This window comes from endosymbiont of unidentified scaly snail isolate Monju, from assembly GCF_000801295.1.
GTDB lineage: Bacteria > Pseudomonadota > Gammaproteobacteria > Chromatiales > Chromatiaceae > MONJU.
This window is the reverse complement of the sequence record NZ_AP012978.1, coordinates 1,099,895-1,126,037: the sequence shown is the minus strand read 5'-3', so window position 1 is coordinate 1,126,037 and position 26,143 is coordinate 1,099,895. Positions and strand designations below refer to the sequence as shown.

Sequence of the window (26,143 nt, the reverse complement as noted above, 5' to 3'; positions counted from 1 at the left end):
TGATTAATGGTTGTCTTAGTAGACCAAAACCATGATGCAATGCTGCTATTTCCGCGAGTTAAACACCTGTCTCGACGGATGTCAAAAAAACGTCATCCTGCAGGTTTCCGTTACCCCGGCTTCCCGCTTGACAGCACCCGGCCCAGACCCTAGAAATTGGCGCATCTTCCTGACCCGGGGTTCCACCTTGGACGACATACCGCTAGGCGCCCTGTTCGGCGCGCTGATCCTGTTGCTGATCCTGTCGGCCTTCTTTTCTGGCTCGGAAACCGCGCTGATGACGCTCAATCGCTACCGGTTGAAGCACCTGGCGCGCGGCGGTCACCCGGGCGCAAGACGAGCCCAGCGCCTGCTGGAACAGCCCGACCGGCTGATCGGCCTGATCCTGCTGGGCAACAACTTCGTCAACATCCTCGCCTCCTCGCTGGCCACCCTGATCGCCTTGCGCCTCGGTGGCGAGGGCGCCATCCCCATCGCCGCCGGGCTGCTCACCCTGGTGGTACTGATCTTTGCCGAGGTCGCGCCCAAGACACTTGCCGCGCTGCACCCCGAGCGCCTGGCCTTCCCCGCCGCCTGGGTCTACACCCCCGCCCAGCGTCTGCTGTTCCCGCTGGTATGGGTCGTCAACCTGCTGGCCAACTCGGTGCTGCGCCTGTTCGGGGTCGACCCGAAGCACCGCGGGCCCGATGTACTCAGCCGCGAGGAACTGCGCACCGTGGTCAACGAGGCCGCCAGCATGATCCCGCAACAGCACCAGCAGATGCTGCTGGCGCTGCTCGACCTGGAGAACGTGCGCGTCGAGGACATCATGGTGCCGCGCACCGAGATCGACGGCATCGACATCCATGATCCCATCTCGGTCATCCTCGACCAGCTGCAGCAACTGCCCTACACCCGGGTACTGGTGTACGAGGGCAGCATCGACCACGTGCTGGGCTTTCTGCATTCCCGCAAGATCCTGCAGGCCGCGCTCGACCGCGACGGTCTGACCCACGAGGAGCTGCGCGCGCTGATCCGCGAGCCCTACTTCGTTCCCAAGGGCACCTCGCTGTATGACCAGCTGCTCAACTTCCAGCGCAGCCGGCGGCGCGCCGGCCTGGTGGTGGACGAATACGGCGACATCCTGGGACTGGTGACCATGGCCGACCTGCTCGAGGAAATCGTCGGCGAATTCACCACCGACCCGGCCGACAGCCTGGCGGACGTGACGCCACAGGAGGACGGCAGCTTCCTGGTAGACGGCTCGGCCAGCCTGCGTGAACTGGTGCGCACCCTGCACTGGGACCTGCCGACCGACGGGCCGAACACCCTCAACGGCCTGATCGTCGAACACCTGCAGAGCCTGCCCGAACCCGGCACCTCGGTAATGATCAACGGCTATCCCATCGATATCCTGCAAACCCAGGACAACCGGGTAAAGACCGCGCGCATCCGCCCGGCAGAGCGGCGTGCACTCGATGCGGCCAATGACGAGGAAGACCTCAACTTCTGATCCCGCCGGCCGCTATCCCGGGAAGGCACAGGACGCGAGGCAAACCAGGTGACTGGAGAGAACAGGCGACGCTTCCGGCGGATCATTCTCAGGCGACCACTGCTGTTGGCCGCGGACGGCCGCTCATGGCCGGGTGAACTGCTGGACATTTCGCTGCGTGGCGCCTTGATGCGCACCGAACAGACACCGCTACCAGCGGTCGGCAGCCAGGGCGTGGCCGACATCGCGCTGTGCGACGATCCAGACTACCTGATCCGCATGCAGGTGGAAGTCTGCCGCACCGAGGCCCGGCACATCGCCCTGCGCGTCACCGGCATCGACATCGAAGAGGCCTGCCAGCTGCGCCGACTGGTGGAGCTCAACGCGGGGGACCCTGAACTGCTCGCCCGCGAGCTCGAAGAGCTCTCGGCGAACTGAACCGTACCGAACACGGGAAAACCACAAGGCACGACCTCAACAGGCCTCGATGGCCTCGGAGAGGCGACGGACCGGGACCACTTCCAGCCCTTCGATGGACTTTCGCGGGGCGTTGGCCGCGGGCACGATGGCGCGCCGAAAGCCGTGCTTGGCGGCCTCGCGCAGGCGTTCCTGTCCCGAGGGCACGGGCCGGATCTCGCCGGCCAGCCCCACCTCGCCGAAGGTCACCAGGTCGCCGCGCAACGGCTGGTCGCGGAAGCTCGAGAGCACCGCCAGCAGCACCGCTAGGTCCGCCGCCGGCTCGGTCACTCGCACCCCGCCGACCACGTTCAGGAACACGTCCTGGTCATACATGCCGATCCCGCCGTGCCGGTGCAGCACTGCCAGCAACATGGACAGGCGGTTCTGCTCCAGGCCCAGCGCCACCCGGCGCGGGTTGCCCAGCGGGCTCTGATCCACCAGTGCCTGCACCTCGACCAGCAGCGGCCGCGTGCCCTCGCGGGTGACCAGGATGGCACTGCCCGGCACCTGTTCCTCGTGGCGTGAGAGGAAAATCGCCGAAGGATTGCTCACCTCGCGCAGGCCCTTGTCGGTCATGGCGAACACACCCAGTTCGTTGACCGCGCCGAAACGGTTCTTGATGGCCCGTACCAGGCGGAAGGGACTGCCGCTCTCGCCCTCGAAATACAGCACTGTATCGACCATGTGCTCGAGCACCCGCGGTCCGGCCAGCGCCCCTTCCTTGGTGACGTGCCCCACCAGGAACAGGCTGGTGCCGGTCTGCTTGGCAAAACGCACCAGGCGCGCCGCCGACTCGCGCACCTGAGCCACCGAGCCAGGCGCCGACTGCAATTCCTCGGTATGGAAAGTCTGAATGGAATCGAGCACCAGCGCACGCGGTCCGTGGCGCCCGGCCAGGTCGATGATGCGCTCGACCTGGGTCTCGGTGAGCAGCTGTACCTTCTCGCCGGGCAGACCAAGGCGTTGCGCGCGCAGACTGATCTGCTCGGCCGATTCCTCGCCACTGACGTACAGCACCGGCATCTGCTCGGCGAGCAGCGCCATCGCCTGGATCAGCAGGGTGGACTTGCCGATACCCGGGTCGCCGCCGATCAGGGTCACCGAGCCGGGCACCAGCCCGCCGCCGAGCACCCGGTCCAGCTCGCCCAGGCCGGTGGCGATGCGTTGTGTCTGCTGCGGCGTGACCTCGGACAGGCGACGCACCGACTGGGCACGCGCATCACCGGCGTAGCCGGCAAAGCGCCCACCTGGCGCGGCTGCCGGCGCGGTCTCTTCCTGGAGGGTGTTCCAGGCCCCGCAATCGGCGCACTGCCCCACCCACTTGGGATGGCTGGCGCCGCACTCGCTGCACAGGTAACGGACCTTGGGTGCCCTCGCCATGTCAGCCTCCGTAGTCGCGCGCCACCCGGGCAGTGACACCGCAGAACAGGGTGTAGGGAATGGTATCCGCCCAGCGCGCCACTTCGTCGACCGGCAGGCCCTCGCCCCAGAGCGTCACCCGGTCGCCCACCCGCGCCTCGGGCAGGCCGCGCAGATCGACCATCAGCATGTCCATGGACACCCGGCCGACCACGGGCAGCCGTCGCCCACGCAACAGGGCCTGCGCTGCCTGCCCGATGTGCCGGGGATAGCCGTCGCCGTAACCGATACCGACCACACCCAGCGACAGGTCCTCGGGCGCACGCCAGGTACCGCCATAGCCGACCGGCTCGCCACGCGGCACGCGGCGTACCGCCAGCAACGGCGCGCTCAGGGTCATCACCGGGCGCAGATCGAGCGCGTCCGCATCGCGGCCGGTCAGCGGCGAGGCGCCATAGAGCATCAGACCGGGGCGCACCCAGTCGGCATGGCTGTCGGGCCAGGCGAGGATGCCTGCCGAGTTGGCGAGCGAGCGCGCCAGGCCGCACCCGGGCAGCACCGTGCGCATGCGCGCCAGCTGGGTTTCGGTGGTGGTATCGGAGAGGTCGTCGGCATTCGCCAGGTGGGTCATCAGCCCCGCCAGACGCAGCCACGGCGGGGCGCGGAGTTGCTCGAGCAGCCAGTCGGCCTGCGCCGGGTCGAAACCCAGGCGGTGCATGCCGGTGTCGAACTTGATCCAGCAGTCGAGCGCGCCGCCGCTCATATCAGCCTGCAGCAAGGCGAGCTGGTGCAGATCGTGGATCACCAGCGCCAGATCGTGCCGCCGCGCCAGCCCGAGATCGTCCGCCGTCAGCGGCCCCTCGAGCACCACCAGCGGGGCGTCGATACCGGCCTCGCGCAATGCGACCGCCTCGTCGATGCGCGCCAGTGCGAAGGCGTCCACCTGCTCCCGCAGCGCTTGCGCCACCGGCAGCATGCCGTGTCCATAGGCCTGTGACTTGATCACTGCCATCACCCGCCGCCCCGGGGCACGATCGCGCACCACCCCCAGGTTGTGTCGCAGGGCAGCCAGGTCGATGCGCGCACAGGCGCCGCCGGCCACCTCAGTGATCGAGGTCGGCATAGGCGTCGTAGGCATAGTTGTCGAAGCGTGTGTACTGCCCCTGGAGGGTGAGAGTAACGGTGCCGATGGGGCCGTTACGCTGCTTGCCGATGATGATCTCGGCCTTGCCCTTGTCTGGCGAGTCCTCGTTGTACACCTCGTCGCGATAGATGAAGACGATCAGGTCCGCATCCTGCTCGATGGCACCGGACTCGCGCAGGTCGGACATTACCGGGCGCTTGTTGGGCCGCTGCTCGAGCGAACGGTTGAGCTGCGAGAGTGCGATCACCGGCACGTTCAGTTCCTTGGCCAGGGTCTTGAGCCCGCGCGAGATGGCGGAGATCTCGTTGGTACGGTTCTCCCCGGCGTCGGGCGCCTGCATCAATTGCAGGTAGTCGATCACCACCAGGCCGAGCTGCCCGTACTCCTTCATCAACCGGCGGCAACGTGCACGCACCTCGGTGGGGCTGAGTGCCGGGGTGTCGTCGATGAACAGCTTGGCCTGCTGCAACAGGCTGACCGCCGAGGTCACACGCGGCCAGTCGTCATCCTCGAGCTTCCCGGTGCGCACCGCCTGCTGGTTGATCCGACCCAACGAGGAGATCATGCGCATGGTCAAGGCCTCGCCGGGCATTTCCATGGAAAAGATGGCCACCGGCAGACCGGCGCTGATCGCCACGTTCTCGGCGATGTTCATGGCGAAGGTGGTCTTGCCCATCGAGGGCCGGCCGGCAACGATGATGAGATCGGATTTCTGGAGGCCCGAGGTCTTGGCATCGAAATCATCGAAACCGGTGGGCACCCCGGTCATCGCCGTGCCGCTGGAGTACAGCTCCTCGATACGATTGACCGTGTCGGTGAGCAGCTCGGTAATGGGCCGGAATCCCGAGCGCCCCTTGGCCTGCTGCTCGGCGATCTGGAACACCAGGTTCTCGGCCTCGTCGAGCAACTGATCGACCTTGCGCCCCTCCGGGCGATAGCAGCTCTCGGCGATGCGGTTGCCGGCACGGATCAACTGGCGCATCACCGACTGCTCGCGCACCAGGCGCGCATAGGCACCGACATTGGAGGCCGTCGGCGTATCGTTGGCCAGCATGCCCAGGTACGGCAGACCACCCACATCGGCCAGTTCCCCGCGCCGCTCCAGCTCTTCGGCCAGGGTAACCACGTCCAGCGGCTGATCGGCCTCGCCCAGCGCCGTCATCGCGCGGAAGATCGCCTGGTGTTCGCGGCGGTAGAAGTCCTCGGCGGTAATCTGGTCGGCAACCCGCTCCCAGGCCTCGTCATCGAGCATCACGCCGCCGAGCACCGCCTGTTCGGCCTGGATGGAATGCGGTGGCAGGCGCAGGGCTTCCATGGCGGCCTCGGCCGGCAGGCTGGCCTGCGGCGTCACTTCGAGCGGCGGGGGAAACTGGTCGGAATCCATGGACATGGGCCTATTGAATCACATTGGAATCACAAAAAGAACGGGATCCCGAAACGCAAACACCCCGGCAGCTTGCGCGGCCGGGGCGTCAGGATGCGTCGCACGCGTCGCTTCAGATCACTCCTCGGCGACCACGTTGACCTTCAGCTCCGCGTCCACGTCGGTATGCAGATGCAGCACCACGGTGTATTCGCCGGTGACACGGAAGGTGCCCTCGGGCATGCGCACCTCCGAGCGGGCGATCTCGATACCCGCGTCCTGGCAGGCCGCAACGATGTCGCCGGTACCCACCGAGCCGAACAGCTTGCCTTCCTCGCCGGCCTTGTGCGCGATGGTCACGCCATTTTCCAGCGCCTGGATCTGCGCCTTGCGTGCCTCGGCGGCGGCCAGCTTCTCGGCCTCCTGTTTCTCGAGCTCGGCGCGGCGCTCCTCGAACATCTTGATGTTCTCGGGGCTGGCGAACACGGCCTTGCCCTTGGGAATCAGAAAGTTGCGGGCATAACCCGACTTGACGGTCACCTTGTCGCCCAAGGTACCCAGATTCTCGACTTTTTCCAGCAGAATGACTTCCATCGTTTCAAACCCCTTCTCGTTTCGCCCGGGTGCGAGCGGTGCTACTGCCCCTTGCCGGGGCCCGACGAGCCGCCGGTATCACCACGCACCCTGGCCCTGAAATCCAACCAACCGTCGGCGTATCCAGCGATGGCAACTGCCGTGAGGCTGTGCGGCAGACCGACGATCAACAAAAAGTACAACCCGAACAACCAGCCCCGTTTGCCGCCTGCCAGTGCGACCACCCCGTGGGCAGCGGCCAACCCCTGCAACAGGAACAGCGTCAGGATAACCACCTGCAACTGCCCGGCCAGGTTGGGCTGGTCTCCCGCCAGCCCCGCCAGCAGAAGAACCAGCACACCCCACAGCCAGGGCCGCGCGGCCCGCAGCGCGCGGAACTCGCGGCCGAAGGCGCCCTCGTGTCCGGCCAGCAGGGCCTGGCCCCAGCGCCCCCACATCAGCGCCAGAGCCGCCGACAGCGCCCACACCCCGCCGATGCCGCCCGGCATCCAGCCGGCCATGGCTTCCAGCAGCGCCCGCTGCCGGTCTTCAGGAACCACCTCGCTGTCCCAGTTGACGGCCATGTAGTCCTGCAACAGGCCGCCCCAGAAGGCCGCCGGGTCATTCAGCAACAGGTACTGCATCAGCACCAACGCCATGCCGGCGAGCACTGCGGCCTCGAGCGCGCGCATCAAAGAACCGCTGCGCCCCAGTACCAGTGCCAGCCCCCAGGCCGGCAGCCAGAGCATCAGCCCCAGCGCGCCGAGCACCAGCGGCTGGGCGAACAGCAGACCGCCCAGCAGGGCCATGGCCAGGACCGAAATCCCGGCCACCAGCACCCCCTCGCGCGGCCCGTTCCGCAGGGTGGCCAACACCACCAGGCCGTTGCTCAGGATCGACAAGGGACTGAGCAACAATGCCAGCAGCGCCGTGACCACCACGGCCATGCTGGCCTGGGTCCTGCCCCGCATCGCCGCGACGAGCAGCCCTTTCATACAGTTCCCCCGTTCAGGGGCGGACGCCGTTCACGGCGCCCGCCCCGGCAGCCGTTCCGTTCAGTGGCTGTCGGTGTACGGCAGCAACGCCAGGAAGCGCGCACGCTTGACCGCGGTGGCCAGCTGGCGCTGGTACCTGGCACTGGTCCCGGTGATGCGGCTCGGCACGATCTTGCCGGTCTCGCTGATGTTCTGCTTGAGCAGGTTGAGATCCTTGTAATCGATCTCCTTGATGCCTTCGGCAGTGAATCGGCAGTACTTGCGACGACGATAGAAACGCGACATTTCAACGACTCCTCTGGATCAGGAAGCGGCAGCTTCGGGTGCTTCGTTCTTGTCATCCTCGCGTGCCAGCGGCGAGGGCTCGGTGACGGCCTCTTCGCGGCGGATGGTCAGATGACGCAGCACGGCATCGTTGAAACGGAAGGCGCTCTCCAGCTCGGCCAGCGCGTCCTTGCTGCACTCGATGTTCATCAGCACGTAGTGCGCCTTGTGCAGCTTGTTGATGGGATAGGCCAGCTGACGGCGACCCCAGTCCTCGAGACGGTGGATCTTGCCGTTGTCGCCCTCGATGATGGACTTGTAGCGGTCCACCATGGCAGGGACCTGCTCGCTCTGGTCCGGGTGGACCAGGAACACGATTTCGTAATGACGCATTGTGGCTCCTCACGGTTTGACAGCCTCCCGCTACTGGCGGTGAGGCAAGGAGAACCCGGCACGACCGGGTCGAAGCGCGCGATTCTAGAGAAGGCCGGAGCGCAATGCAAGCCGGCGGCCTCAGGCCGCGCGATAATGCGTCCGTTTCGAGGGGCGGAGATCGCCCCGCTGGCGCGCCCTGGCCTGTGCCGGAGAGAAAGATCCGACGCATGCAACGGAAGTTCGATGCTGGCCGTTCAGGCGCGCCGCTGGCGCAGCGCCTCATACAGGCAGATGCCGGTGGCGACCGAGACATTGAGGCTCTCGACCTGACCGAGCATGGGCAGGCGCACCAGCTGGTCACAGGCCTCGCGGGTAAGTCGGCGCAGGCCGCCACCCTCGGCGCCCATGACAAGGCCGAGCGGGCCGGTGAGATCGGCCTCGAACAGGCCGGCCTCGGCCTCGCCGGCCGTGCCGACCAGGAAGATGCGGTGCTCGTCCTGCAGGCGGCGCAGGGTGCGCGCCAGGTTGGTCACCTGGAAGAAGGGCACTGTCTCGGCCGCACCACTGGCGACCTTGCAGGCAACCGGGGTGAGACCGGCCGACCGATCGGCCGGCGCGATCACCGCTTGCACGCCGGCCGCATCGGCGGTGCGCAGACAGGCACCCAGGTTGTGCGGGTCGGTGACACCGTCGAGAATCAGCAACAGGGGCGGCACCTCAAGCCCGGCGAGCAGCGCATCCAGCTCGGATTCGGGACGCGCCGACGGGGCCTCGACCCGCGCCACCGCACCCTGGTGATTGGCACCCCCGGCCAGGGCATCGAGCTCGCGCCGCTCGACCCGCCGCACGGGCACGCCCTGCTCGCGAGCTCGCTCTACCAACGTCTGCAGGCGACGATCGCGCCGACGCACATCCACGCGCAACTCATGCACCCGACCACCGTGGCCCAGCGCAGCACGTACCGCGTGCAGTCCACCCACCCAGTGTCCCGCATCCCGACTCACGAGCGTGACTTGCTCCGTCGGCGTGCCGGGTGACGCTGGCCGGCCGCCTTCTTTGCGGCCTTCTTGCCGACCTTCTTGGCCGTCTTCTTGTGGGCAGCCTTCTTGGCTGTCTTTCTGGCCGACGCCTTCCTGCTCGCCTTCTTTCCACCCTTCCTGGTCTGGCCGGCCCCATTGCCGCTGGCCTCTCCATTGCCCCCCCCCGGGCGGCCCCAGCCCGGCACCGCCGGACGCCAGACATCGCCCGCGACAGCACGCTCTTTGCTGGCGGACGGGTCTTCCTTGGCGGGCGTGGCCGCTTCCTTGCGCGAGGACGACGTATCACGTGCCGGCTCGGCCCTGCGCTTTTCCCGGTCGCGATCCCGACCGCGACGGCGACCGCCTCGCCGCGCTCCCTCATCCTCCCGCCCGCGACCATCGGCGAGCACGAAGTCGATCTTGCGCTCGTCCATGTTTACCGCAGCCACTTGCACGCGAATCCGATCGCCCAGGCGATAGACCTTGCCGCTGCGCTCGCCGGTCAGGCGGTGGCCGATGGGATCGAAGTGGAAGTAGTCGCGGTCCAGCGCGGTGATGTGCACCAGGCCGGTGACATAGATGTCGGCCAGCTCGACGAACAGCCCGAAGCTGTTGACGCTGACGATCAGCTCCTCGAACACCTGCCCGACCTTGTCGAGCATGAACTCGCATTTGAGCGCATCGGCCGAGTCGCGCGAGGCCTCGTCGGCACGGCGCTCGTTGGCGGAACAGTGCTCGGCCATGGTCTGCAAATGCGCGTGGCTGTAGCTGAACTCGGCCGGCTTGCTGCCCGTGAGCAAGTGGCGGATGGCCCGGTGCACCATGAGGTCGGGATAGCGCCGGATCGGCGAGGTGAAGTGCGTGTAGGCCTCGAGCGCCAAGCCGAAGTGGCCCTTGTTCTCGGCGGCGTAGACCGCCTGCATCATCGAGCGCAGCAGCACAGTCTGGATCAGGTGGTAGTCGGGCCGGTCCTTCGCCTGCTCGAGCAGCTCGGCATGATCCTTGGCGGAGGGATGAGGCATGCCGCCAAGACGCAGGCCAAGCTCCGCCAGGAACTGTTGCAGGTCCTCGAGCTTCTCCTCGCTGGGCGGCTCGTGGTTGCGGAACATCGCCGGCATCCTCTTGCGCAACAGGTGCCGCGCCGCCGCCACGTTGGCCGCCAGCATGTACTCCTCGATCATGCGATGGGCATCGTGACGCTCCAGCGGGATCACCTCGGCCACCTTGCCGTTGTCGCCGAAACGGAACTTGGTCTCGACCGAGTCGAAATCGATGGCGCCACGCTGCTCGCGCGCCGCATGCAGCACCTTGTAGAGGGCATGCAGGTCACGCAGATGCGGCAACACATGCGCGAAGCGTTCACACAATTCGGGATCGCCGTGTTCAAGCATGTCGCGCACCTGGTCATAGGTGAGCCGCGCATGCGAATTCATCACGCCCTCGAAGAAGCGCGAACGGTACATCTTGCCCTTGGCGTCGAAGTACATCTCGGCCACCATGCACAGGCGGTCGACATGCGGGTTGATCGAGCACAGACCGTTGGACAGCACCTCGGGCAACATGGACACCACCCGGTCGGGGAAGTACACCGAAGTGGCTCGGTTGTAGGCCTCGCGGTCGAGCGGGCTGTCGGGCTGCACATAGGCCGAAACATCGGCAATGGCCACCAGCAGGCGCCAGCCCTTGGGCGTGGGCTGACAGTACACCGCGTCGTCGAAGTCGCGCGCGTCCTCGCCGTCGATGGTCACCAGCGGCGTCTTGCGCAGGTCCACCCGGCCCTGCTTGGCCGCTTCGGGCACCTCCTCGCCGAGATCGGCGATCTGCTCGAGTACATCGGCCGGCCACTCGACCGGGATGTCGTGGGAACGGATGGCGACATCGGTCTCCATGCCCGGCGCCATGTGGTCGCCCAGCACCTCGACGATGTGGCCGATGGGTTGGCGCCACTCGGTGGGATGCTCGTCGATGGCCACGACGACCACCTGCCCGTCCGCTGCATCGCCAAGCTGATCGGGCGGCACCAGGATCTGCTGCGGGATGCGCTTGTTGTCCGGCAGCACGAAGGCCACCCCCTTCTCTACATGCAAGCGGCCGACCAGCCTGGAGAAGGCGCGCTCGAGCACCTCGATGACAACCCCTTCCTTGCGCCCGCGCCGGTCGGTACCCGAGACCTGGGCGACCACACGGTCGCCGTGCCAGACCTTGCGCATCTCCCGCGGCACCAGGAACAGGTCGTCGCCACCATCGTCGGGCTTGAGAAAGCCAAAGCCGTCGGGGTGTCCGATCACCCGCCCGGGGATCATGTCGGCATGGTTCACCTGACAATAGCCACCGCGGCGGTTCCGGATCAGCTGGCCATCGCGGATCATGGCGCGCAAACGACGGGAAAGGGCCTCGAGCTGCTCTTCCTCCAGCAGACCGAGCGCCTCGGCCAGTTCATCGAACGAGAGGGGGCAACCCAGCTCGTCGATGGTCGCCATGATGAACTCACGGCTGGGGATGGGATTTTCGTATTTCTGCGCCTCACGCGCGAAATTCGGGTCCTTGGCGCGCTGTCGGCGCGGCTTGTTTCTTCTACTCACTCATTCGTTGCCTTTCTAGAATCGTGGCGTCATTGTACGTTGACAAGGCCCGTCTGTCGCTGTAGATTACGCGCCCTCAGCTACTCATGTCATGCCTGGGTGGTGAAATTGGTAGACACGCTAGCTTCAGGTGCTAGTGGGGGTGACCCCGTGGAGGTTCAAGTCCTCTCCCAGGCACCATAAACCTGGAAGGCCCGCTCCTCGAGCGGGCCTTTTTCATTGGAGCCCCACCCGCCCTCCCCTCGAATGGCACTGCCGGCAGGGGAAATCGGTCGCGAGGGGCGGAGATGGCTGCAAGGGGCTTGGTGTTCTCTCTCCAGTCGTCGGGCCTTGGCCATGGCGCAAGCCCTCCCGAGGCGGTCAACAGGCTTTGGGCAATACACCGCATCGATTCCGGTCATTCCCTGTGCTGCGGCAGGCCTGGAGCAGCAGGCAGGCCATGAGGCCGTATCGGGCTGGCTCTTCAGGCTCTGCCTGGCACGACTTCCCCGCGCTGCCTGTACAAGGCGGCGATGAGGATGATGCTTGCCATCGACCCGGGTGACCTGAATCCTGGTCCGGGGCGTGAAAAACGGGGAGACGCCGGTCCAGCCATGGCTTGACCCGCTCTTCACGGGCAGACGAAAATGCCACGAATATCCATTCTATTTACAAGCAAATCATGTTGATGATCGACTGGCGCGAAATGAGTTGGTGGTATTGGCTGGCCACCGTCATCCTGTTGTGTCTGGGCATGGCCGGGTGGGACGGCGGTTATCCCGGCGCAATGGCCCTCACCGGCATACAGATCGTTCACTTTGCCCTGCGTGAAGGCTCCGTAACGGCATTTCCGGTACAAGTCCGCGTCGGTTACCTGCTGCTCCTGCTTGTTGCCTACCCCTTACCCATGCAATGGCTGTACTGGGTACCCATCATCGGCACCTGGGCGCAGCTCACCGTCGGTTATTGCACCATGGCACGTATCGTATCCCTGCTCCCCTGGAACCGCCGTGAGCCACTCAGTGCGCGACTGCTTCTGCGCACCTTTTTCTCGGCTCCGGTTCGTGGCAGCGTGCTGCAGCAGGACGTGGCGAAGGACCCATCGGCGAATAATTCCAATTGACGCCCCCTGCCCTCGCCTGATGAACCAACTGTTCTCGGTGGACCTGCCGATGCTCCACGACAGGGGCATCCATGGCGATCAGTGCCATCCAGCGACAGGACAGCCCTTGCTCGTTCAGGCAGGCTGAACCTGTTCCTCGGCCACCGACATGCGCCAGACCATCCCCAAGAGCAACAGCACCATAGCCATAAGCAACACCACGAATCCCGACCATCCCGTCGAATGGTAGAAGAGGCCGGGGAGAAAGGACCCGAGTGCCCCGCCGGTGTAGTAGGCACTGATGTACAAGCCGCTGATCAGCCCCTTTCTCTCGGAAAGGTGATTCATGTAACCGGACAACACGCTGTGCAGGGCGAACATGCCTGCGGCAAAAATGAACATGGCCACATAAAGCGCTTGCAGGCGGGGAATCAGGAATGACAGGGTCCCCAGCAGGTAGATAAAGGCGCCCCCCATCAGCACCCTGGATTCGCCACCATGCCGTCTGATCAGCCGGGGAGATCCCAGCGAGATCACTATGCCAATCAGATAGCCGGTATAGACCATGGCGATAGCACCTGTACCGATATCGGGATGGAGCTCCCGCATGCGGAAGGGCAGGAAATTGAGCATGGCGGCAAAGACAAAGAACAGCAGAAACGCAGTGAACAGTCCCATGCGGATGACGGGGCGTTTCAACAAGGCGAGAATTTCGTGCAGCTGAATCCGTTGCAGCTGGTTGCGCGGATCCGAATCGAGTCCGAACAGGCTGATGACCGCGATCAGCGCCAGGCCGGACCACATCCAGAATGCGCTTTGCCAATCACTCAGTTCGGTGACCAGGCCTGTCACCGTGCGTCCCATGAAGCCCCCCGCGATGGTCGAGGCGATATAGATACTCAGATTGCGGCGAGCAAGAGCCTTGTCGCCAAGGGACGATGTGTAAGTCATCAACGATGTAAAGATCGCAGGCAGCATCAGTCCCTCGATGGCCCGCAGGGAAAGGAACAGCGCGTAGTCGGGTGCGGTCGAGAGTATGGCCTGACTGATGAACAGGATGGAGAAGCCGATGACCAGCATCTTGTGAGAGGAAAAACGCTCGAGGATATAGCCATACAGCAGTGGCGCCATGGCCAAGGGAAACAGCGTCACGGTAGTCAGTAGCGCAATATCACTGATGGGGCGTCCCCAGTGATCCCCGAGCAGTGGCAGCAGGGGTTGATGTTCATACAGAATCGCAAAGGCGATGATGGTGCAGTAGACGATGATGGGCTGGGTACGGCTTTTCATTGTTGCCGCGTCACAGCACCCAGTACAGCGCGGCGGGGATCGTCACCAGGCTGGCCAGATTGCCGATCAAGACGATGGCCGCCATCTGGTGTGGATACAGGTTATAGCGTTCGGCAAGCATGTAGTTCAGAACGGCGGGCGGGAGTATCGAGAAAACCAGCAGTTGCGCGGCCTGGGCCGTATCCAGCGATATGAGTTTCAGGGCGAGAATGGCACAGATCAAGCCGCTGAAGGGGGCAACCACCGCGCCAACGACGCCGATACGCCAGTTGGTGAAATCGACGCTGGTCAGGCGCACCCCCAGGGCAAACAGCATCAGAGGGATGGCGACCTGCCCGAGAAGTTTGATGGTTTCTCCCAGCGGAACCGGGATATGGATACCGCTCAGTGCCACGGCAATGCCGACGAGGGTCGAAGCGAGCATGGGGTTGAGCAACAATCTCAACGGGTTGATATGGCCCGTCAGCATGGCCCCACCGACACTGAAGTGCAGGGTATTCTCCACCAGAAACAGGATCATCGCGGCAGGAAGTGCCTGTTCTCCAAAGGCAAAAAGCGCCAGGGGAAGCCCCATGTTCCCGGAGTTGTTGAACATCATGGGGGGCACGAAGGCCTTGTAGGGGTAACCGAGAAGCCTGCCTATTGGCCAGGCGATCACGCCGGAGCCCAGCACCACGACCGCCGCGGCAAGCGCCAGATCACCGTAGGCGGAGAGATCGAACCCCTCCTGCGTGAGCACGTGAAAAATCAGTGCCGGCGTGAATATTTCCACGTTGAGACGGTTCGCCGACGCCATGTCGGGCCCATGCCGCCGGGCATACAGATAGCCGATCAGCACGATCGCGAAGATGGGGAAAACGATGTTGATGATTTGCAGCATGTTGGTACGTGACAGTGGTTGATGAAACCGGCCGGTGTTACCCGATGGCCGTTGTGTCGTTCTTGCCCAAGCGGAACCACAGGGCATACAGGGCCGGCACGAACAGCAGCGTGATGACGGTGCCTGCGAGCACGCCGCCGATCAGCACATAGGCCAGCGGCCCCCAGAAACTGTCGTGGGTCAGCGGGATGAACGCCAACACGGCCGCCAGGGCGGTCAGCAGGACGGGGCGGGCACGTCGCACGGCCGCCTCGATCACCGCTGACCAGGCATCCATGCCCTCTTCCAGATTATCCTGAACCTGCTGGGTGAGGATCATGGTATTTCGCATGAGGATGCCGGCCAGGCCGATCAACCCGAGCAGGGCGACAAAGCCGAATGGCTGGTTGAACAGCAGCAGCGCCGCGACCGCCCCGATCAGGCCAAGCGGTGCGGTGGCCACCACCATGAAGGTGCCGGAGAAGGTGCGCATCTGCAGCATGATGAAGATCAGCATCAGCGCCACCATCAGCGGCTGCAACTTCTGGATGGAGGCATCCGCCTTGCCGGACTGTTCCACCGAGCCACCGATATCGATGCGATAGTCCTCGGGCAGTCGTTGGCGCAGCTCGGTCAGCTGCTTCCAGATCGCCATGGTGACATCGGGGGGCTGGGCTCCCTGAACATCGGCGTGGACGGCAAGGAAGCGTTCTCTGTTGTAGCGTTTGATCACCGGTTCCTCGTAGCGCACTTCCAACAGGCCCAGATGCGTGAGCGGTATCTTGCGCCCCTCCTCCGTCTTGATCTCCAGGTCCTGCGGCATGCGCCTGTCCGTTCGCTGGCCGCGGGCGATGACCTCCACGGTACGGATATCCTGACGCACCCGGGTGACGGACATGCCGTTGAGCTGAAACTGCAATTGTCGGGCGACATCCCTGGGCGTCAATCCCAGCAGACGCAGGCGTTCGTTGTCCATGGTCAGGTGCAGGACCGGGGCGCGTTCATCCCATTCCAGGTGCGGATCCACGGTATGCGGATTGGCCGCCATGACGGCACGTACCTGGTGTGCGATCTCACGCAGCTTTTCCGGGTCCGGGCCAATCACGCGGAAGCTCACCGGCCATACCACCGGTGGGCCGTAGAACAGACGGGTGAGGCGGACCCTGGCCTCGGGAAACTCGCCGGCGTCGACGTGTTTCTGCATGGCCGTCATGATGCGATCGCGTGTCAGTGCATCCTTGCCGATGGCGACGATCTTGGCAAACGCCGGATCCGGCAGCTCGGGGTTGGCCGAGATGAAGAAGCGCGGCGCACCCGCGCCGACATAGGTCGACAGGCTTCTGACCTCGGGCATTTCGGCCAGGATCTTCTCGATGCGTCTGGCGGTGGCGTCGGTCTGCTCGATGGCGCTGCCCTGCGGCAGATAGACCCCGATCAGGACCTCTGGTCGGTCGGAACTGGGAAAGAACTGTTTCTGGACCTTGGTGGCCATGCCGACGATCGCCAGCACCAGCAGGCCGACGGTCAGCAGCACGATGCTCTTGCGGTAGCGCACACAGGCGGTGATCAGGGCGCGAAGCCGGCGGTAGATCGGCCGCTGATACAGTGAATCTTCCGATTCGGCATGTCCCTTGAAGTCGGGCAGCAGCCTCACACCCAGGTACGGGGTGAACACGACCGCCACCAGCCAGGAGACGATCAGCGCATAGGCCAGCACCCAGAAGATGTTGCCGGCGTATTCGCCCACGCCCGACTGGGCAAAGCCGATGGGTACGAAGCCCGCTGCGGTCACCAGGGTGCCGAACAGCATGGGCGCGGCGGTGACGTTCCAGGCATGACTGGCGGCGCGAACCTTGTCCCAGCCGTCCTCCATTTTCACCAGCATCATTTCGATGGCGATAATGGCGTCATCCACCAGCAGGCCCAGGGCGATGATCAGTGCCCCCAGGGTGATACGGTCCAGGTTGACGCCGGTCATCTTCATCAACAGGAAGGTCAACCCCAGGGTGATGGGGACGGCAATCCCGACCACCAGGCCGGCCCGCAGGCCGATAGCGAGGATGCTCACACCCATCACCACGGCGACCGCCACCAGGAACTTGATCTGAAACAGGTTGACCGCCTGCTTGATGGCATCGGTCTGGTTGGTCAATACCGAAAGCGTCATGCCCAGCGGCAGGCGGCTTTGCTCGCGGGCGACGAAGTCCGCCAGGCGCTGACCGAACTCGAGTCCGTTTTCCCCCTTGTTCATGACCACGCCCAGCAACACGGCATCCTGTCCGCGCGAGCGCACCAGATAACTGGGCGGGTCTTCGTAGCCCCGGCGGATGGTTGCCAGGTCGGAGAGACGCAGCAGGCGATCTCCGACCCGAATGGGTACCGAGGCCAGGCGCTCGGGATCCGACAGGTCGGCGTCGATGCGCAGGTAGACCCGAGGCCCTGCGAGGTCCATGAATCCGGCCGGTACCAGTTGGTTGTTGGCATCGATCGCATCGAAGATGGCCTGCGGTGCGATGCCGAGGTTGGTGAGCTTCGCCATGTCGAATTCGACGAACAAGCGTTCGCTGCGCTCGCCCAGTAGCAGCGCCTTGTGTACCCCATCGATCCGTTGCAGGCGGTCGCGCAGGGATTCCGCCTCGCGCGTCAGTTCACGCATCGGCAGGCCAGGCGCGCTCAGCGCCATGAGCGAGAAATAGACATCGGAAAAATCGTCGTTGACGACCGGGCCGATCACGCCCCTGGGCAGACGAGCCGCCTCGTCACGCATGCGTTTGCGCACTTCGTAAAAAAGGTCGGGAATCTTTTCGCTGGGCGTGTAGTCCTCGAATTCGACCTGCAGATCGGCACGACCGGGGCGGATGGTTGTCTCGATGCGATAGAGGTATTCCACTTCCTGGATCCGCTTCTCCAGGCGGTCGGCCACCTGTTGCTGGAGTTCCTCGGGTGTGGCACCAGGCCAGATCGCCGAGACCACCATGACCCGCACCGTAAAAGCGGGGTCTTCTGCCCCTCCGAGCGACAGAAACGCATAGAGCCCGGCAAATACCGACAGCAGAACGAAGAACAGCGTCACCGAGCGCTCGCGCACCGCAAGCGCAGAGAGGTTCGGGAAACTCATCACTTGCGCTCCCGTACCGCCATGCCCGGGGTCAGCAGATGGGTGCCCAGGGCAATGATGTGGGTGGTCGGCGGCAGGTCCACGCGGATGCGGGCGGTCTCGCTGTCGAGTGATACCACTTCGATCGGTACGGGCTGCGCATGGCCATCGATCACCTGCCAGATACGGGGGCCATCGGCGCGTTCATCCAATGCCCCGAGGGGCACGCGCCAGGTTTTCTCGCCGATCGCCGGTCTTTGCAATCGCACCTGGACCACGGCGCCCAGCGGCAGATCAGCGGCAGTGCCTTCCAGACGGTAGCGTGCCCGCCAGGTCCGGCTTTGCGGATCGGCGGCGCCGGCGAGCTCGCGTAATTTGACCGGGATGCGCCGACCGTCGGGGAGGCGCACGCGGCCGGTGCGCGGCGCATGGGTGCCGTCGGTGAGAGAGACCTCGACTTCGCGCTCACCTTCACGTGCCAGCACGGCCACGGTCTGTCCGACACCGACCACCTGGCCAGGCTCGCCGCTGACTTCGATCAGCACACCGGCGTGTTTGGCATGCAGTTCGGCATAACTGCGTGCGTTGCGAGCCTGGGCCAGTTTGGCCCGCGCGGCCTTTACCTGGCTGGCGGCCTCGCGTTCCTTGAGTTCAAACTGATCCAGGGTCTGCCGGCTGACGAACTTTTTGGCGACCAGTTTGCGCTGACGTTCGAGTTCACTTCGCGCCGTGGCGAGCGCGGCTTCGGCCGCTGCCAGCTGCGCCTCGGCCGCCTGTACCGCCGCATCCAGATCGCGTGGATCGAGATCGAACAGCTTCTGCCCAGCCGTCACGCGCTGACCGGCGTCGACGTAACGGGCGAGTATGCGTCCTCCCACCTGAAAGGCCACCGGTGTTTCATGGCGTGCCCGCAGGATGCCCGAAAGTGCCAGCGTGGTTTCGCCCCCGGCCTGCAGCGTGACCGTCTTGACCCATGGCGTCGGCCTTTTTGCCTCGGAGGTGGGGGTGTCGTTTTGACAACCCGCCAGTAGCGACAGGAGGAGCAAGAGGAAAGCGATTTTCTTGGGCATGGCAGACACGATTCTGAAGATGCTTGAATAATGGTTCAGGAGTCCCCGAAAAAGTCCACATTCTCTTCCCCCATGAAATGGAGGAGGAACTTGTTCGGAGGTTCCTTTACGGGGCGTATGGTAAGTGGTGGTCATGCAACTGGCGCGGAATCTTCAATCGAGCGCCCCTCCCGGCGGCTTGCCTTGCCGGATGGACGACCAGAACAGCAGGGCCAGCAGCAGAAACGCGAGCTGTCCGAGCGCGAAGTGCAACCACTGCGCGTGCAACAGCGGAACGGCAACACCGGCGACGCCGGCGTTGATCAGCATCTGCAGGAAGCCCTGCATCGATGCCGCCGTCCCCCGGTGGCGGGGGAAGCAGTCCAAGGCCAGGATGGTGATCGCGGGCATGGCGACGGCCAGACCGAATGCATAGACGACCAGTGGCCCGATGACGGTGAGGATACCGGTCTCGAAAAACAACGCCAGCAAGAGATTGAGCAGCACCGCCAGGGTCACCACTCCAAGGCCGCCCAGGACAGTGCGTTGCACTGGCCAGCGGTGCGCCAGGCGGCTCGAGAGAAAGGCGCCCAACATCATGCCGCCCACCATAGGAATGAACTGCACACCGAAGTTGTCGCTTCCCAGGCCGAGGAAATCGTAGATGACCGTGGGCGCGCCAGCGATGTAAAGGAACAATCCGGCAAAGGCAAGGGCCAGGCTCAGAACCAGCCCGAGAAACCGCCGGTGCCGAAGGGTGTGCGCATAGATCCGCACCACCGCGGCTGGCTGAATGGACTGGCGCTGCGCCGGCGCGAGGGTCTCTTCGATGAACGCGACCAGCCCTGTGAGCAGGATACCGAAGCCCGTCAGGAACCAGAACACGCTACGCCAGCCGAACTGGTCGTGCAACCAGCCGCCCAGTACCGGCGCGATGGCCGGCGCCATGGCAAACATCAGGGTGACCTGCGACATGGCGCGGTGTGCCGCCTGCGTCTCATGGGCATCGCGAATCATGGCGCGCCCGGCGATGAAGCCACCGCTGGCTGCCAGTCCCTGCACGGTGCGAAGCCACAGGAATGACTCCATCTGGGAGGCCATGGCGCAGCCGATCGAGGCGAGAGTATAGGTCGACAGGCTGGCCAGGATGACCCGGCGACGTCCCAGGCGGTCGGCCAGCGGCCCCCAGAACAGTGTCGAGACCGCAAAGGCCGCCAGATAGACGCTCAGGCTGTGTGACAGCATCGCGCGATCGACGCCAAAGTCGGCCTCGATATCAGGAAAGGACAGCAGTGCGGTGACGACCGTCAGGTAACGCCGTACGACAGGCGGACGCCCTGCGGTGGATACGACTTCCTCGCTCAAGTCTGCTCCAGCGTCGGGTAGTCAGTGTAGCCGTGGGCATCGCCACCATAGAAGGTGTCAGGATCCGGCGTGTTGAGCGGCGCGTCTTGGCGGAAGCGGGTGACCAGGTCGGGATTGGCGATAAAGGACACGCCAAAGGCCACCGCATCGGCCTCGCCCTCGCCGATGGCCCGGTTGGCCTTTTCCTTGTCGTATCCCGCATTGGTGATGTAGACCCCGTTCCACAGGCGACGAAGCTCCCGCAGGTCGAAAGCCGGTCCGGCGGTTCCCGGTGCCTCGCCGCCCATCTCCGTCACGTGCAGATAAGCCAGTCCGAAACGGTTCAATGCCTGCACGGCGTACGTGAAGGTGGCCTGAGGATTGCTGTCGCGCATGTCGTTGAACGGCTGCAGCGGCGACAGCCGCACGCCCACCCGGTCGGCGCCCAGCGTATCGCACACGGCTTCGGTGACTTCCAGCAGGAAGCGGGCCCGGTTCTCGATGGCGCCGCCATAGTCATCGGTGCGCTGGTTGGTGCCATCGCGCAGGAACTGGTCGATGAGGTAGCCATTGGCGGCATGGATCTCCACGCCGTCAAAACCGGCGCGGCGGGCGCAATCGGCCGCATGGGCATAGTCGGCAACGATGCCGGGGATCTCGTCGATTTCGAGTGCGCGTGGGGTGACGAAGTCCTTCATCCCCTCGTAGGTGACAGCCTGGCCCTCCGGGCGGACGGCCGAGGGCGCGACCGGCAACTCGCCGCCATGAAAATCCGGATGCGATATCCGGCCACAATGCCAGAGCTGGCAGAATATGTGGCCGCCACGTTCGTGCACGGCATCAATGACGGTCTTCCACCCTGCCACCTGTTCATCGGTGTGGATGCCGGGCGTGACCGGATAGCCGACGCCCTGGGGCGAGATCTGGGATCCCTCGCTGATGATCAGGCCAGCCTCGGCCCGCTGGGTGTAATAGGTCACCATGAGCGGGGTGGGAATGGTATCGGTAGCCCGGTTGCGGGTCAGGGGAGCCATGAAGATGCGGTTCGGCAGAGTATGCGGTCCGATGGTGATGGGTGAGAACAGGTCGGTCATTTTCTCAGTCTCCGGATGTGGGTGGCTTGAGTGAATCGGGTGGATGCGTGCTCCATCGGACGGCCAGATCTCGATCTGGTGGAGAAGAGGGGCAGGCCCTGTTGATCCGAGGAGGTGCCAGGCTGCCTGAGGCGACGCCATTCCCGCTTGATTCACTCATTCGAACAACGAAGCGCATGGTAAAAAGGGAAGGCCTCGAGATATAGTGAAAAAACACGTGCTGTTTTTTCGAAAAAATCGAACATGAGGCCCGAAATCAACCTGGATGCCCTGCTGGTTCTGGCTGCCATCGCCCGCCGTGGCAGCTTTGCCGGCGCGGCCGAGGAACTCCACCGCGTCCCCTCGTCGGTAACCTACGCCATTCAGAAGCTCGAGGACAGCCTGGACGTGGCCCTGTTCAACCGGCGAGGGCATCGCGTGCGCCAGCGCGGCACTGCTGCGCGAAGGGCGGGATCTGCTCAGGATGGCGGACGGCCTGGTGCGCAACGTCCGGCGCATCGCCACCGGCTGGGAGGCGGAATTGCGCATTGCGGTGGAAGATCTCGTTCCCGTGGACAAGGTGCTGACGCTCTGCGAGACCTTCTATGCCGCAACCAGGGCAAGGCATTGGATTGGTTCAGGCAACGGTTCCGTGAAGGTGCCGCTCCCGACTGGTTTTCTGTCTGAGGGCGAATGCATCTGGCCATCCCTCCAGGGGCGGCTCCCCGTTTCATGGACTGCTTCGAGATGGTCTGATGAACGTCGCGCCAGTAAGCCGGGAGCATCGTGCCCTCGTCCGAATCAGACGATGCATGCTCAGGAAACTTCGACCTGATCTGCGAGCGGCTGTGGTAACGCGTTCAGAGGAACCCGGCGCGAGCCAACAGCGACCTTGATGTCCCAGTTCCCTTCGGCATTGGGGCGGTGGAAACGCGGCGTGTACATGGCCACCCACGCACCCTCCCCCGCCAGCGAGTGGCTGGGAGGGAGCAATTCAGGCCAGGCAGGGACCCTGCTCGCCAGGCCGCAGCAGCAGTACCGAGCAGGGCGCGCGTTCGGCTACCTTCTGTGCACAGGAACCGACCAGCACACTCTCGGCCCAGCCCTTGTCGCAGTGCGGCATGATCACCAGGTCCACCGCGTCCTCCTTGGCCACGCTCAGGATGCGCTTCCAGTGCGTGCCCTGCTCCACCCGGATCTTTACCGGACGGGAAAAGGCACTACTGGCAAACTCACCGAGTTGGCGCTCGACCTCGCGCCGCGCCCTCTGCTCGGCATCCGGGGGAAAATAGCTGGCCACGATCGCCATGCCGAAGCCGGGCATCACGGTCATGACCTCGATCTCGGCACCGAAAGTTTCGGCGACGCGCTCGACCTCGGAGGCAAAACCGGCAGCGAACTCGACATGGGCCAGGTCGACAGGATAGAGAATCTTCTTGAACATGGCGCGATACTCCCTCAAACGGTGGCCGTCGCCGGTCCCTGCCGGCGCGCGCGTGCTTTCTGCAGGAAGACGATCAGTCCCAGCAGCAGGGCGGGCACGAACACCCATTGCTTGGCTGGTCGGCCCGTCGGCATCTGCACCTTGACGATCTCCTGGTCGAAGTCCAACCCGGTCTTTTCAGCGGGGCTGCCGAAGACCACGTTGTCGATCAGCGCCTTGCCATTTTCCTCGCGCAGCTCGATACCGGCCGCCAGCAGGCGCGCCTTACCGTCCTGCCCCTCGCCCAGTGGCAGGATCACCGTCTTGCGGAAGGCCTTGCCGCTGTCCTTCTCACCCGCTACCGTCAGGCGCAGGCGGCTGCCGGGCGGTTGCGCGGCGGCCAGCTGCACGACCTCGCTGCCCGGATGCTCGTCGAATGGCGGATAGATCTGGTCCCACCAGAAACCCGGGCGGAACAGGGTGAAGGTGATCAGCAACAGCGCCAGGGTCTCCCACAGACGGTTGCGGGTGAAGAACCATCCTTGGGTGGCCGCCGCAAACGTCAGCATGCCGATCACCGCTCCCAGGATCACCACCACCACGTGTATCGGGTCTTCCACGCCGATCATCAGCAACTCGGTATTGAAGATGAACATGAACGGCAGGATGGCGGTGCGGATGTCGTAGGCGAAACCCTGGATGCCGGTGCGGATGGGATCACCCTGCGAAATGGCCGCCGCGGCAAAGGCCGCCAGTCCTACCGGCGGGGTATCGTCGGCGAGGATGCCGAAATAGAACACGAAAAGGTGCACCGCCACCAGCGGCACGATCAATCCCTGCTCCGCACCCAGGGTGACGATCACCGGGGCCATCAGGGTAGAGACCACGATGTAGTTGGCGGTGGTCGGCAGACCCATGCCCAGGATCAGACTGATCATTGCGGTGAACAGCAGGATCAGCGGCAGGTTGCCACCGGAGATGAACTCCACGAACTCGGTCATCACCAGGCCGATGCCAGTGAGTGTCACCGTGCCCACCACGATGCCGGCCGCCGCAGTCGCCACGCCGATACCGATCATGTTGCGCGCGCCTTCCGACAGGCCGTGCAGCAGATCATCGAAGCCGTCACGCAGGGTATGGCCCTGCCCGGTCTGGCCACGGAAGAAGGCCTTGATCGGGCGCTGGGTGAGCAGCACAAACATCATGAACACCGTGGCCCAGAAGGCCGACAGACCGGGCGACAGCCGCTCCACGGTGAGCGACCAGATCAGTACCACCACCGGCAGCAGGAAGTAGTAGCCGGCGGTGGCCGTCTCCTTCAGATCGGGCAGTTCGGTGATCTCGTGGCTGGTGTCCAGTTCGGGCACGGTACAGGCCAGCTTGACCAGGCTGATGTAGGCGGCCACCAGCAGCGCCGAAGCCACCCAGAGCGTGGCCTCGCCAGCCACGGTCTTGATCCAGCCCAGACCGTAGTAGACCACGGCGGTGAGCACCATGAGCACCAGGACCGTGAACAGGAAGCTGGTCAGTGCACGCAGCAGATTGCTGGGCTTGCGACGCGGCAGACCCTTGAGGTTCAGCTTGCAGGCCTCGAGGTGCACGATGTAGACCAGGGCGATGTAGGAGATCAGCGCCGGCAGGAAGGCGTGCTTGATGACCTCAATGTAGGAAATGCCTACATATTCCACCATCAGGAAGGCCGCCGCGCCCATGATGGGTGGCGTGAGCTGACCGTTGGTGGACGAGGCCACCTCGACCGCACCTGCCTTCTCGGCGCTGAAGCCCACGCGGCGCATCAAGGGAATAGTGAAGGTGCCGGTAGTGACCACGTTGGCGATCGACGAGCCCGACACCATGCCGGTCAGCGCCGAAGACACCACCGCCGCCTTGGCCGGCCCGCCGCGCATGTGCCCCATGGCGGCGAAGGCGACGCGAATGAAATAGTTGCCTGCACCGGCACGCTCGAGCAGCGAGCCGAACAGCACGAACATGAACACCATGCTGGTCGAGACGCCCAGCGCGATGCCGAACACGCCCTCGGTGGACAGCCAGTAGTGCCCCATGCCCTTGGTCAGGCTGGCCCCCTTGTGCGCGATCACGTCCGGCATCCAGGGACCGGCAAAGGCATAGAGCATGAACACGCCGGCGACCACCATCAGCGGTGGCCCCAGGGCACGGCGCGTGGCTTCGAGCAGTATCGCCATACCGGTCACCGCCACCACCAGGTCGACGTTGGTCGGGTTGCCGGGACGGTCGGCCAGCTCCGCGTAGAAGATGTACAGGTAGGCGGCACAGAAGGCGCCGACCAGGCCCACGATCCAGTCCTGCACGGGAATATAGTCACGCGGGGAGGAGCGGAAGGTGGGATAGGCAATGAACGCCAGGAGGATGGAAAACGCCAGGTGGATGGCGCGGGCCTCGGTGTCGTTCAGAATGAAGAAATTGAAGGTAAACGGCAGTGGCGACGAATACCACAGCTGGAACAGTGACCAGACCAGCGGTATGCCGAACAGCAGTGCCTTGGGCAGTTTTCCCTTGGGCGCCCGGGCCCCGGTATCGGCCTCGGCAATGATCGCCTCGGCGGTCTGAAGATCGGGCACAGCTTGCTTGTCGTCCTGGGCCATGGACGGTCCCCCCTCGTTGAGAACAGCCTCGTGTGCGAGGTCTTTCTTGTCGTCAGGCGGTCACATCAGACCGACTTCCTTGTAGTACTTGACCGCACCCGGGTGCAGCGGAGCGGACAGGCCATCCTTGATCACCTCTTCCTTCTTCAGGTTGTTGAAGGCAGGATGCAGCTTACGGAAGGTGTCGAAGTTCTCGAACACCGCCTTCACCAGGTTGTAGATGACTTCGTCAGGCGCCTTGGCCGAGGTCACCAGGGTGGCGCCCACGCCGAAGGTCTGTACGTCGTTGGGGTTGCCGCGATACATGCCACCCGGAATGGTGGCCTTGCGGTAGTAGTCGTGGTCGGCAACCAGCTTGTCGATCGCCGGACCGGTGACGTTCACCAGCACTGCATCACAGGAAGTGGTGGCCTCCTTGATCGAGCCGGAGGGGTGACCGACGGTGAACACCATGGCGTCGATCTTGTTGTCGCACAGCGCCTTGGACTGCTCGGAAGACTTCAGCTCGGAAGCCAGCTTGAAGTCCTTCATGGTCCAGCCCTTGGCCTTCATCACAACTTCCATCGTGCCGCGCTGACCGGAACCCGGGTTACCCACGTTGACACGCTTGCCCTTCAGGTCGTCGAAGTTCTTGATGCCGGCATCGGCGCGCGCCACCACAGTGAACGGCTCGGGGTGAATGGTGAACCGCCCCGGATA

The 26,143-nt window shown here is 64.4% G+C and carries 21 protein-coding genes, 1 tRNA gene and 2 pseudogenes; 6 read left to right on the top strand and 18 right to left on the bottom strand.

Annotated elements, in window-relative coordinates; genetic code table 11:
- Positions 1-187 precede the first annotated feature (187 nt).
- Together EBS_RS05260 and EBS_RS05255 are read left to right on the top strand one after the other, a co-directional pair.
- A complete protein-coding gene (locus EBS_RS05260; protein WP_043107662.1) occupies positions 188-1,492 on the top strand; it encodes an HlyC/CorC family transporter in 1,305 nt (434 codons plus the stop codon).
- 48 nt (positions 1,493-1,540) lie between these two features.
- Positions 1,541-1,909, top strand: a complete 369-nt coding sequence (locus EBS_RS05255; protein ID WP_081999835.1) for a PilZ domain-containing protein — start codon at positions 1,541-1,543, stop codon at positions 1,907-1,909.
- Between the two features lie 36 nt (positions 1,910-1,945).
- Here the strand turns inward: EBS_RS05255 and radA are convergent, their stop codons facing one another.
- From radA to rnr, 9 genes are all read right to left on the bottom strand, one after another.
- Positions 1,946-3,310, bottom strand: a complete 1,365-nt coding sequence (gene radA, locus EBS_RS05250) for a DNA repair protein RadA (protein WP_043107660.1) — start codon at positions 3,308-3,310, stop codon at positions 1,946-1,948.
- A 1-nt stretch (position 3,311) separates the two neighbouring features.
- Positions 3,312-4,412 carry an alanine racemase gene (gene alr, locus EBS_RS05245; RefSeq protein ID WP_052199328.1) on the bottom strand — a complete coding sequence of 367 codons (1,101 nt, stop codon included), beginning with the start codon at positions 4,410-4,412 and terminating at the stop codon, positions 3,312-3,314.
- On the bottom strand, positions 4,393-5,748 hold the full coding sequence (gene dnaB, locus EBS_RS05240; protein WP_052199608.1) for a replicative DNA helicase: 1,356 nt from the start codon (positions 5,746-5,748) through the stop codon (positions 4,393-4,395). The genes alr and dnaB overlap by 20 nt, the downstream gene beginning before the upstream one ends.
- 186 nt (positions 5,749-5,934) lie before the next feature.
- Positions 5,935-6,390: a 50S ribosomal protein L9 gene (gene rplI, locus EBS_RS05235; protein WP_043107659.1), complete on the bottom strand. Its 456-nt coding sequence runs from the start codon at positions 6,388-6,390 to the stop codon at positions 5,935-5,937.
- 41 nt (positions 6,391-6,431) lie between these two features.
- Positions 6,432-7,364: a hypothetical protein gene (locus EBS_RS12805; RefSeq protein ID WP_148307672.1), complete on the bottom strand. Its 933-nt coding sequence runs from the start codon at positions 7,362-7,364 to the stop codon at positions 6,432-6,434.
- Between the two features lie 60 nt (positions 7,365-7,424).
- On the bottom strand, positions 7,425-7,649 hold the full coding sequence (gene rpsR, locus EBS_RS05225; RefSeq protein WP_043107658.1) for a 30S ribosomal protein S18: 225 nt from the start codon (positions 7,647-7,649) through the stop codon (positions 7,425-7,427).
- An 18-nt stretch (positions 7,650-7,667) separates the two neighbouring features.
- Entirely contained in the window at positions 7,668-8,021 is a 354-nt protein-coding gene (gene rpsF / locus EBS_RS05220) for a 30S ribosomal protein S6 (protein ID WP_043107657.1), read from the bottom strand.
- Between the two features lie 236 nt (positions 8,022-8,257).
- Positions 8,258-8,983 (bottom strand): 23S rRNA (guanosine(2251)-2'-O)-methyltransferase RlmB, encoded by a 726-nt coding sequence (gene rlmB / locus EBS_RS05215; RefSeq protein ID WP_043109291.1) that lies wholly within the window; start codon positions 8,981-8,983, stop codon positions 8,258-8,260.
- Positions 8,984-9,003: 20 nt separating this feature from the next.
- Positions 9,004-11,604, bottom strand: coding sequence for a ribonuclease R (gene rnr / locus EBS_RS05210; RefSeq protein WP_231892849.1), 2,601 nt, complete (start codon positions 11,602-11,604; stop codon positions 9,004-9,006).
- Between the two features lie 93 nt (positions 11,605-11,697).
- Between rnr and EBS_RS05205 the strand changes: the two genes are divergently transcribed.
- A tRNA-Leu gene (locus EBS_RS05205) sits at positions 11,698-11,784 on the top strand.
- 481 nt (positions 11,785-12,265) lie between these two features.
- Entirely contained in the window at positions 12,266-12,706 is a 441-nt protein-coding gene (locus EBS_RS05200) for a hypothetical protein (protein ID WP_043107656.1), read from the top strand.
- A 114-nt stretch (positions 12,707-12,820) separates the two neighbouring features.
- Here EBS_RS05200 and EBS_RS05195 read toward each other — a convergent pair whose 3' ends face one another.
- The 6 genes from EBS_RS05195 to EBS_RS05170 all read right to left on the bottom strand — a co-directional run bounded on the left by EBS_RS05195 (position 12,821) and on the right by EBS_RS05170 (position 21,418).
- Complete coding sequence (locus tag EBS_RS05195) at positions 12,821-13,975, bottom strand: MFS transporter (RefSeq protein WP_043107655.1); 1,155 nt, start codon at positions 13,973-13,975, stop codon at positions 12,821-12,823.
- A 10-nt stretch (positions 13,976-13,985) separates the two neighbouring features.
- A complete protein-coding gene (locus tag EBS_RS05190) occupies positions 13,986-14,855 on the bottom strand; it encodes an AEC family transporter (protein WP_043107654.1) in 870 nt (289 codons plus the stop codon).
- A gap of 37 nt (positions 14,856-14,892) precedes the next feature.
- Positions 14,893-17,952, bottom strand: coding sequence for an efflux RND transporter permease subunit (locus tag EBS_RS05185; protein ID WP_043107653.1), 3,060 nt, complete (start codon positions 17,950-17,952; stop codon positions 14,893-14,895).
- Positions 17,952-19,001: an efflux RND transporter periplasmic adaptor subunit gene (locus EBS_RS05180; protein WP_043107652.1), complete on the bottom strand. Its 1,050-nt coding sequence runs from the start codon at positions 18,999-19,001 to the stop codon at positions 17,952-17,954. The genes EBS_RS05185 and EBS_RS05180 overlap by 1 nt, the downstream gene beginning before the upstream one ends.
- A gap of 153 nt (positions 19,002-19,154) precedes the next feature.
- Positions 19,155-20,345: a multidrug effflux MFS transporter gene (locus EBS_RS05175; RefSeq protein ID WP_081999833.1), complete on the bottom strand. Its 1,191-nt coding sequence runs from the start codon at positions 20,343-20,345 to the stop codon at positions 19,155-19,157.
- On the bottom strand, positions 20,342-21,418 hold the full coding sequence (locus EBS_RS05170) for an alkene reductase (RefSeq protein WP_043107651.1): 1,077 nt from the start codon (positions 21,416-21,418) through the stop codon (positions 20,342-20,344). Before EBS_RS05170 ends, EBS_RS05175 begins: the two co-directional genes overlap by 4 nt.
- Before the next feature lie 243 nt (positions 21,419-21,661).
- On the opposite strand from EBS_RS05170, the pseudogene EBS_RS14540 reads away from it, so the two are divergent.
- Both EBS_RS14540 and EBS_RS14535 read left to right on the top strand, forming a co-directional pair.
- Positions 21,662-21,829, top strand: a pseudogene (locus EBS_RS14540) (LysR family transcriptional regulator); the annotation flags it as partial.
- 52 nt (positions 21,830-21,881) lie between these two features.
- Positions 21,882-22,232, top strand: a complete 351-nt coding sequence (locus EBS_RS14535; RefSeq protein ID WP_231892891.1) for a hypothetical protein — start codon at positions 21,882-21,884, stop codon at positions 22,230-22,232.
- A 159-nt stretch (positions 22,233-22,391) separates the two neighbouring features.
- Here the strand turns inward: EBS_RS14535 and EBS_RS05165 are convergent, their stop codons facing one another.
- The 3 genes and pseudogenes from EBS_RS05165 to EBS_RS05155 all read right to left on the bottom strand — a co-directional run.
- Positions 22,392-22,841 (bottom strand): universal stress protein, encoded by a 450-nt coding sequence (locus EBS_RS05165; RefSeq protein ID WP_043107650.1) that lies wholly within the window; start codon positions 22,839-22,841, stop codon positions 22,392-22,394.
- A gap of 14 nt (positions 22,842-22,855) precedes the next feature.
- Complete coding sequence (locus EBS_RS05160; protein ID WP_052199325.1) at positions 22,856-25,444, bottom strand: TRAP transporter permease; 2,589 nt, start codon at positions 25,442-25,444, stop codon at positions 22,856-22,858.
- Between the two features lie 60 nt (positions 25,445-25,504).
- Positions 25,505-26,131: pseudogene (locus tag EBS_RS05155) on the bottom strand (TAXI family TRAP transporter solute-binding subunit); the annotation flags it as partial.
- Positions 26,132-26,143 lie beyond the last annotated feature (12 nt).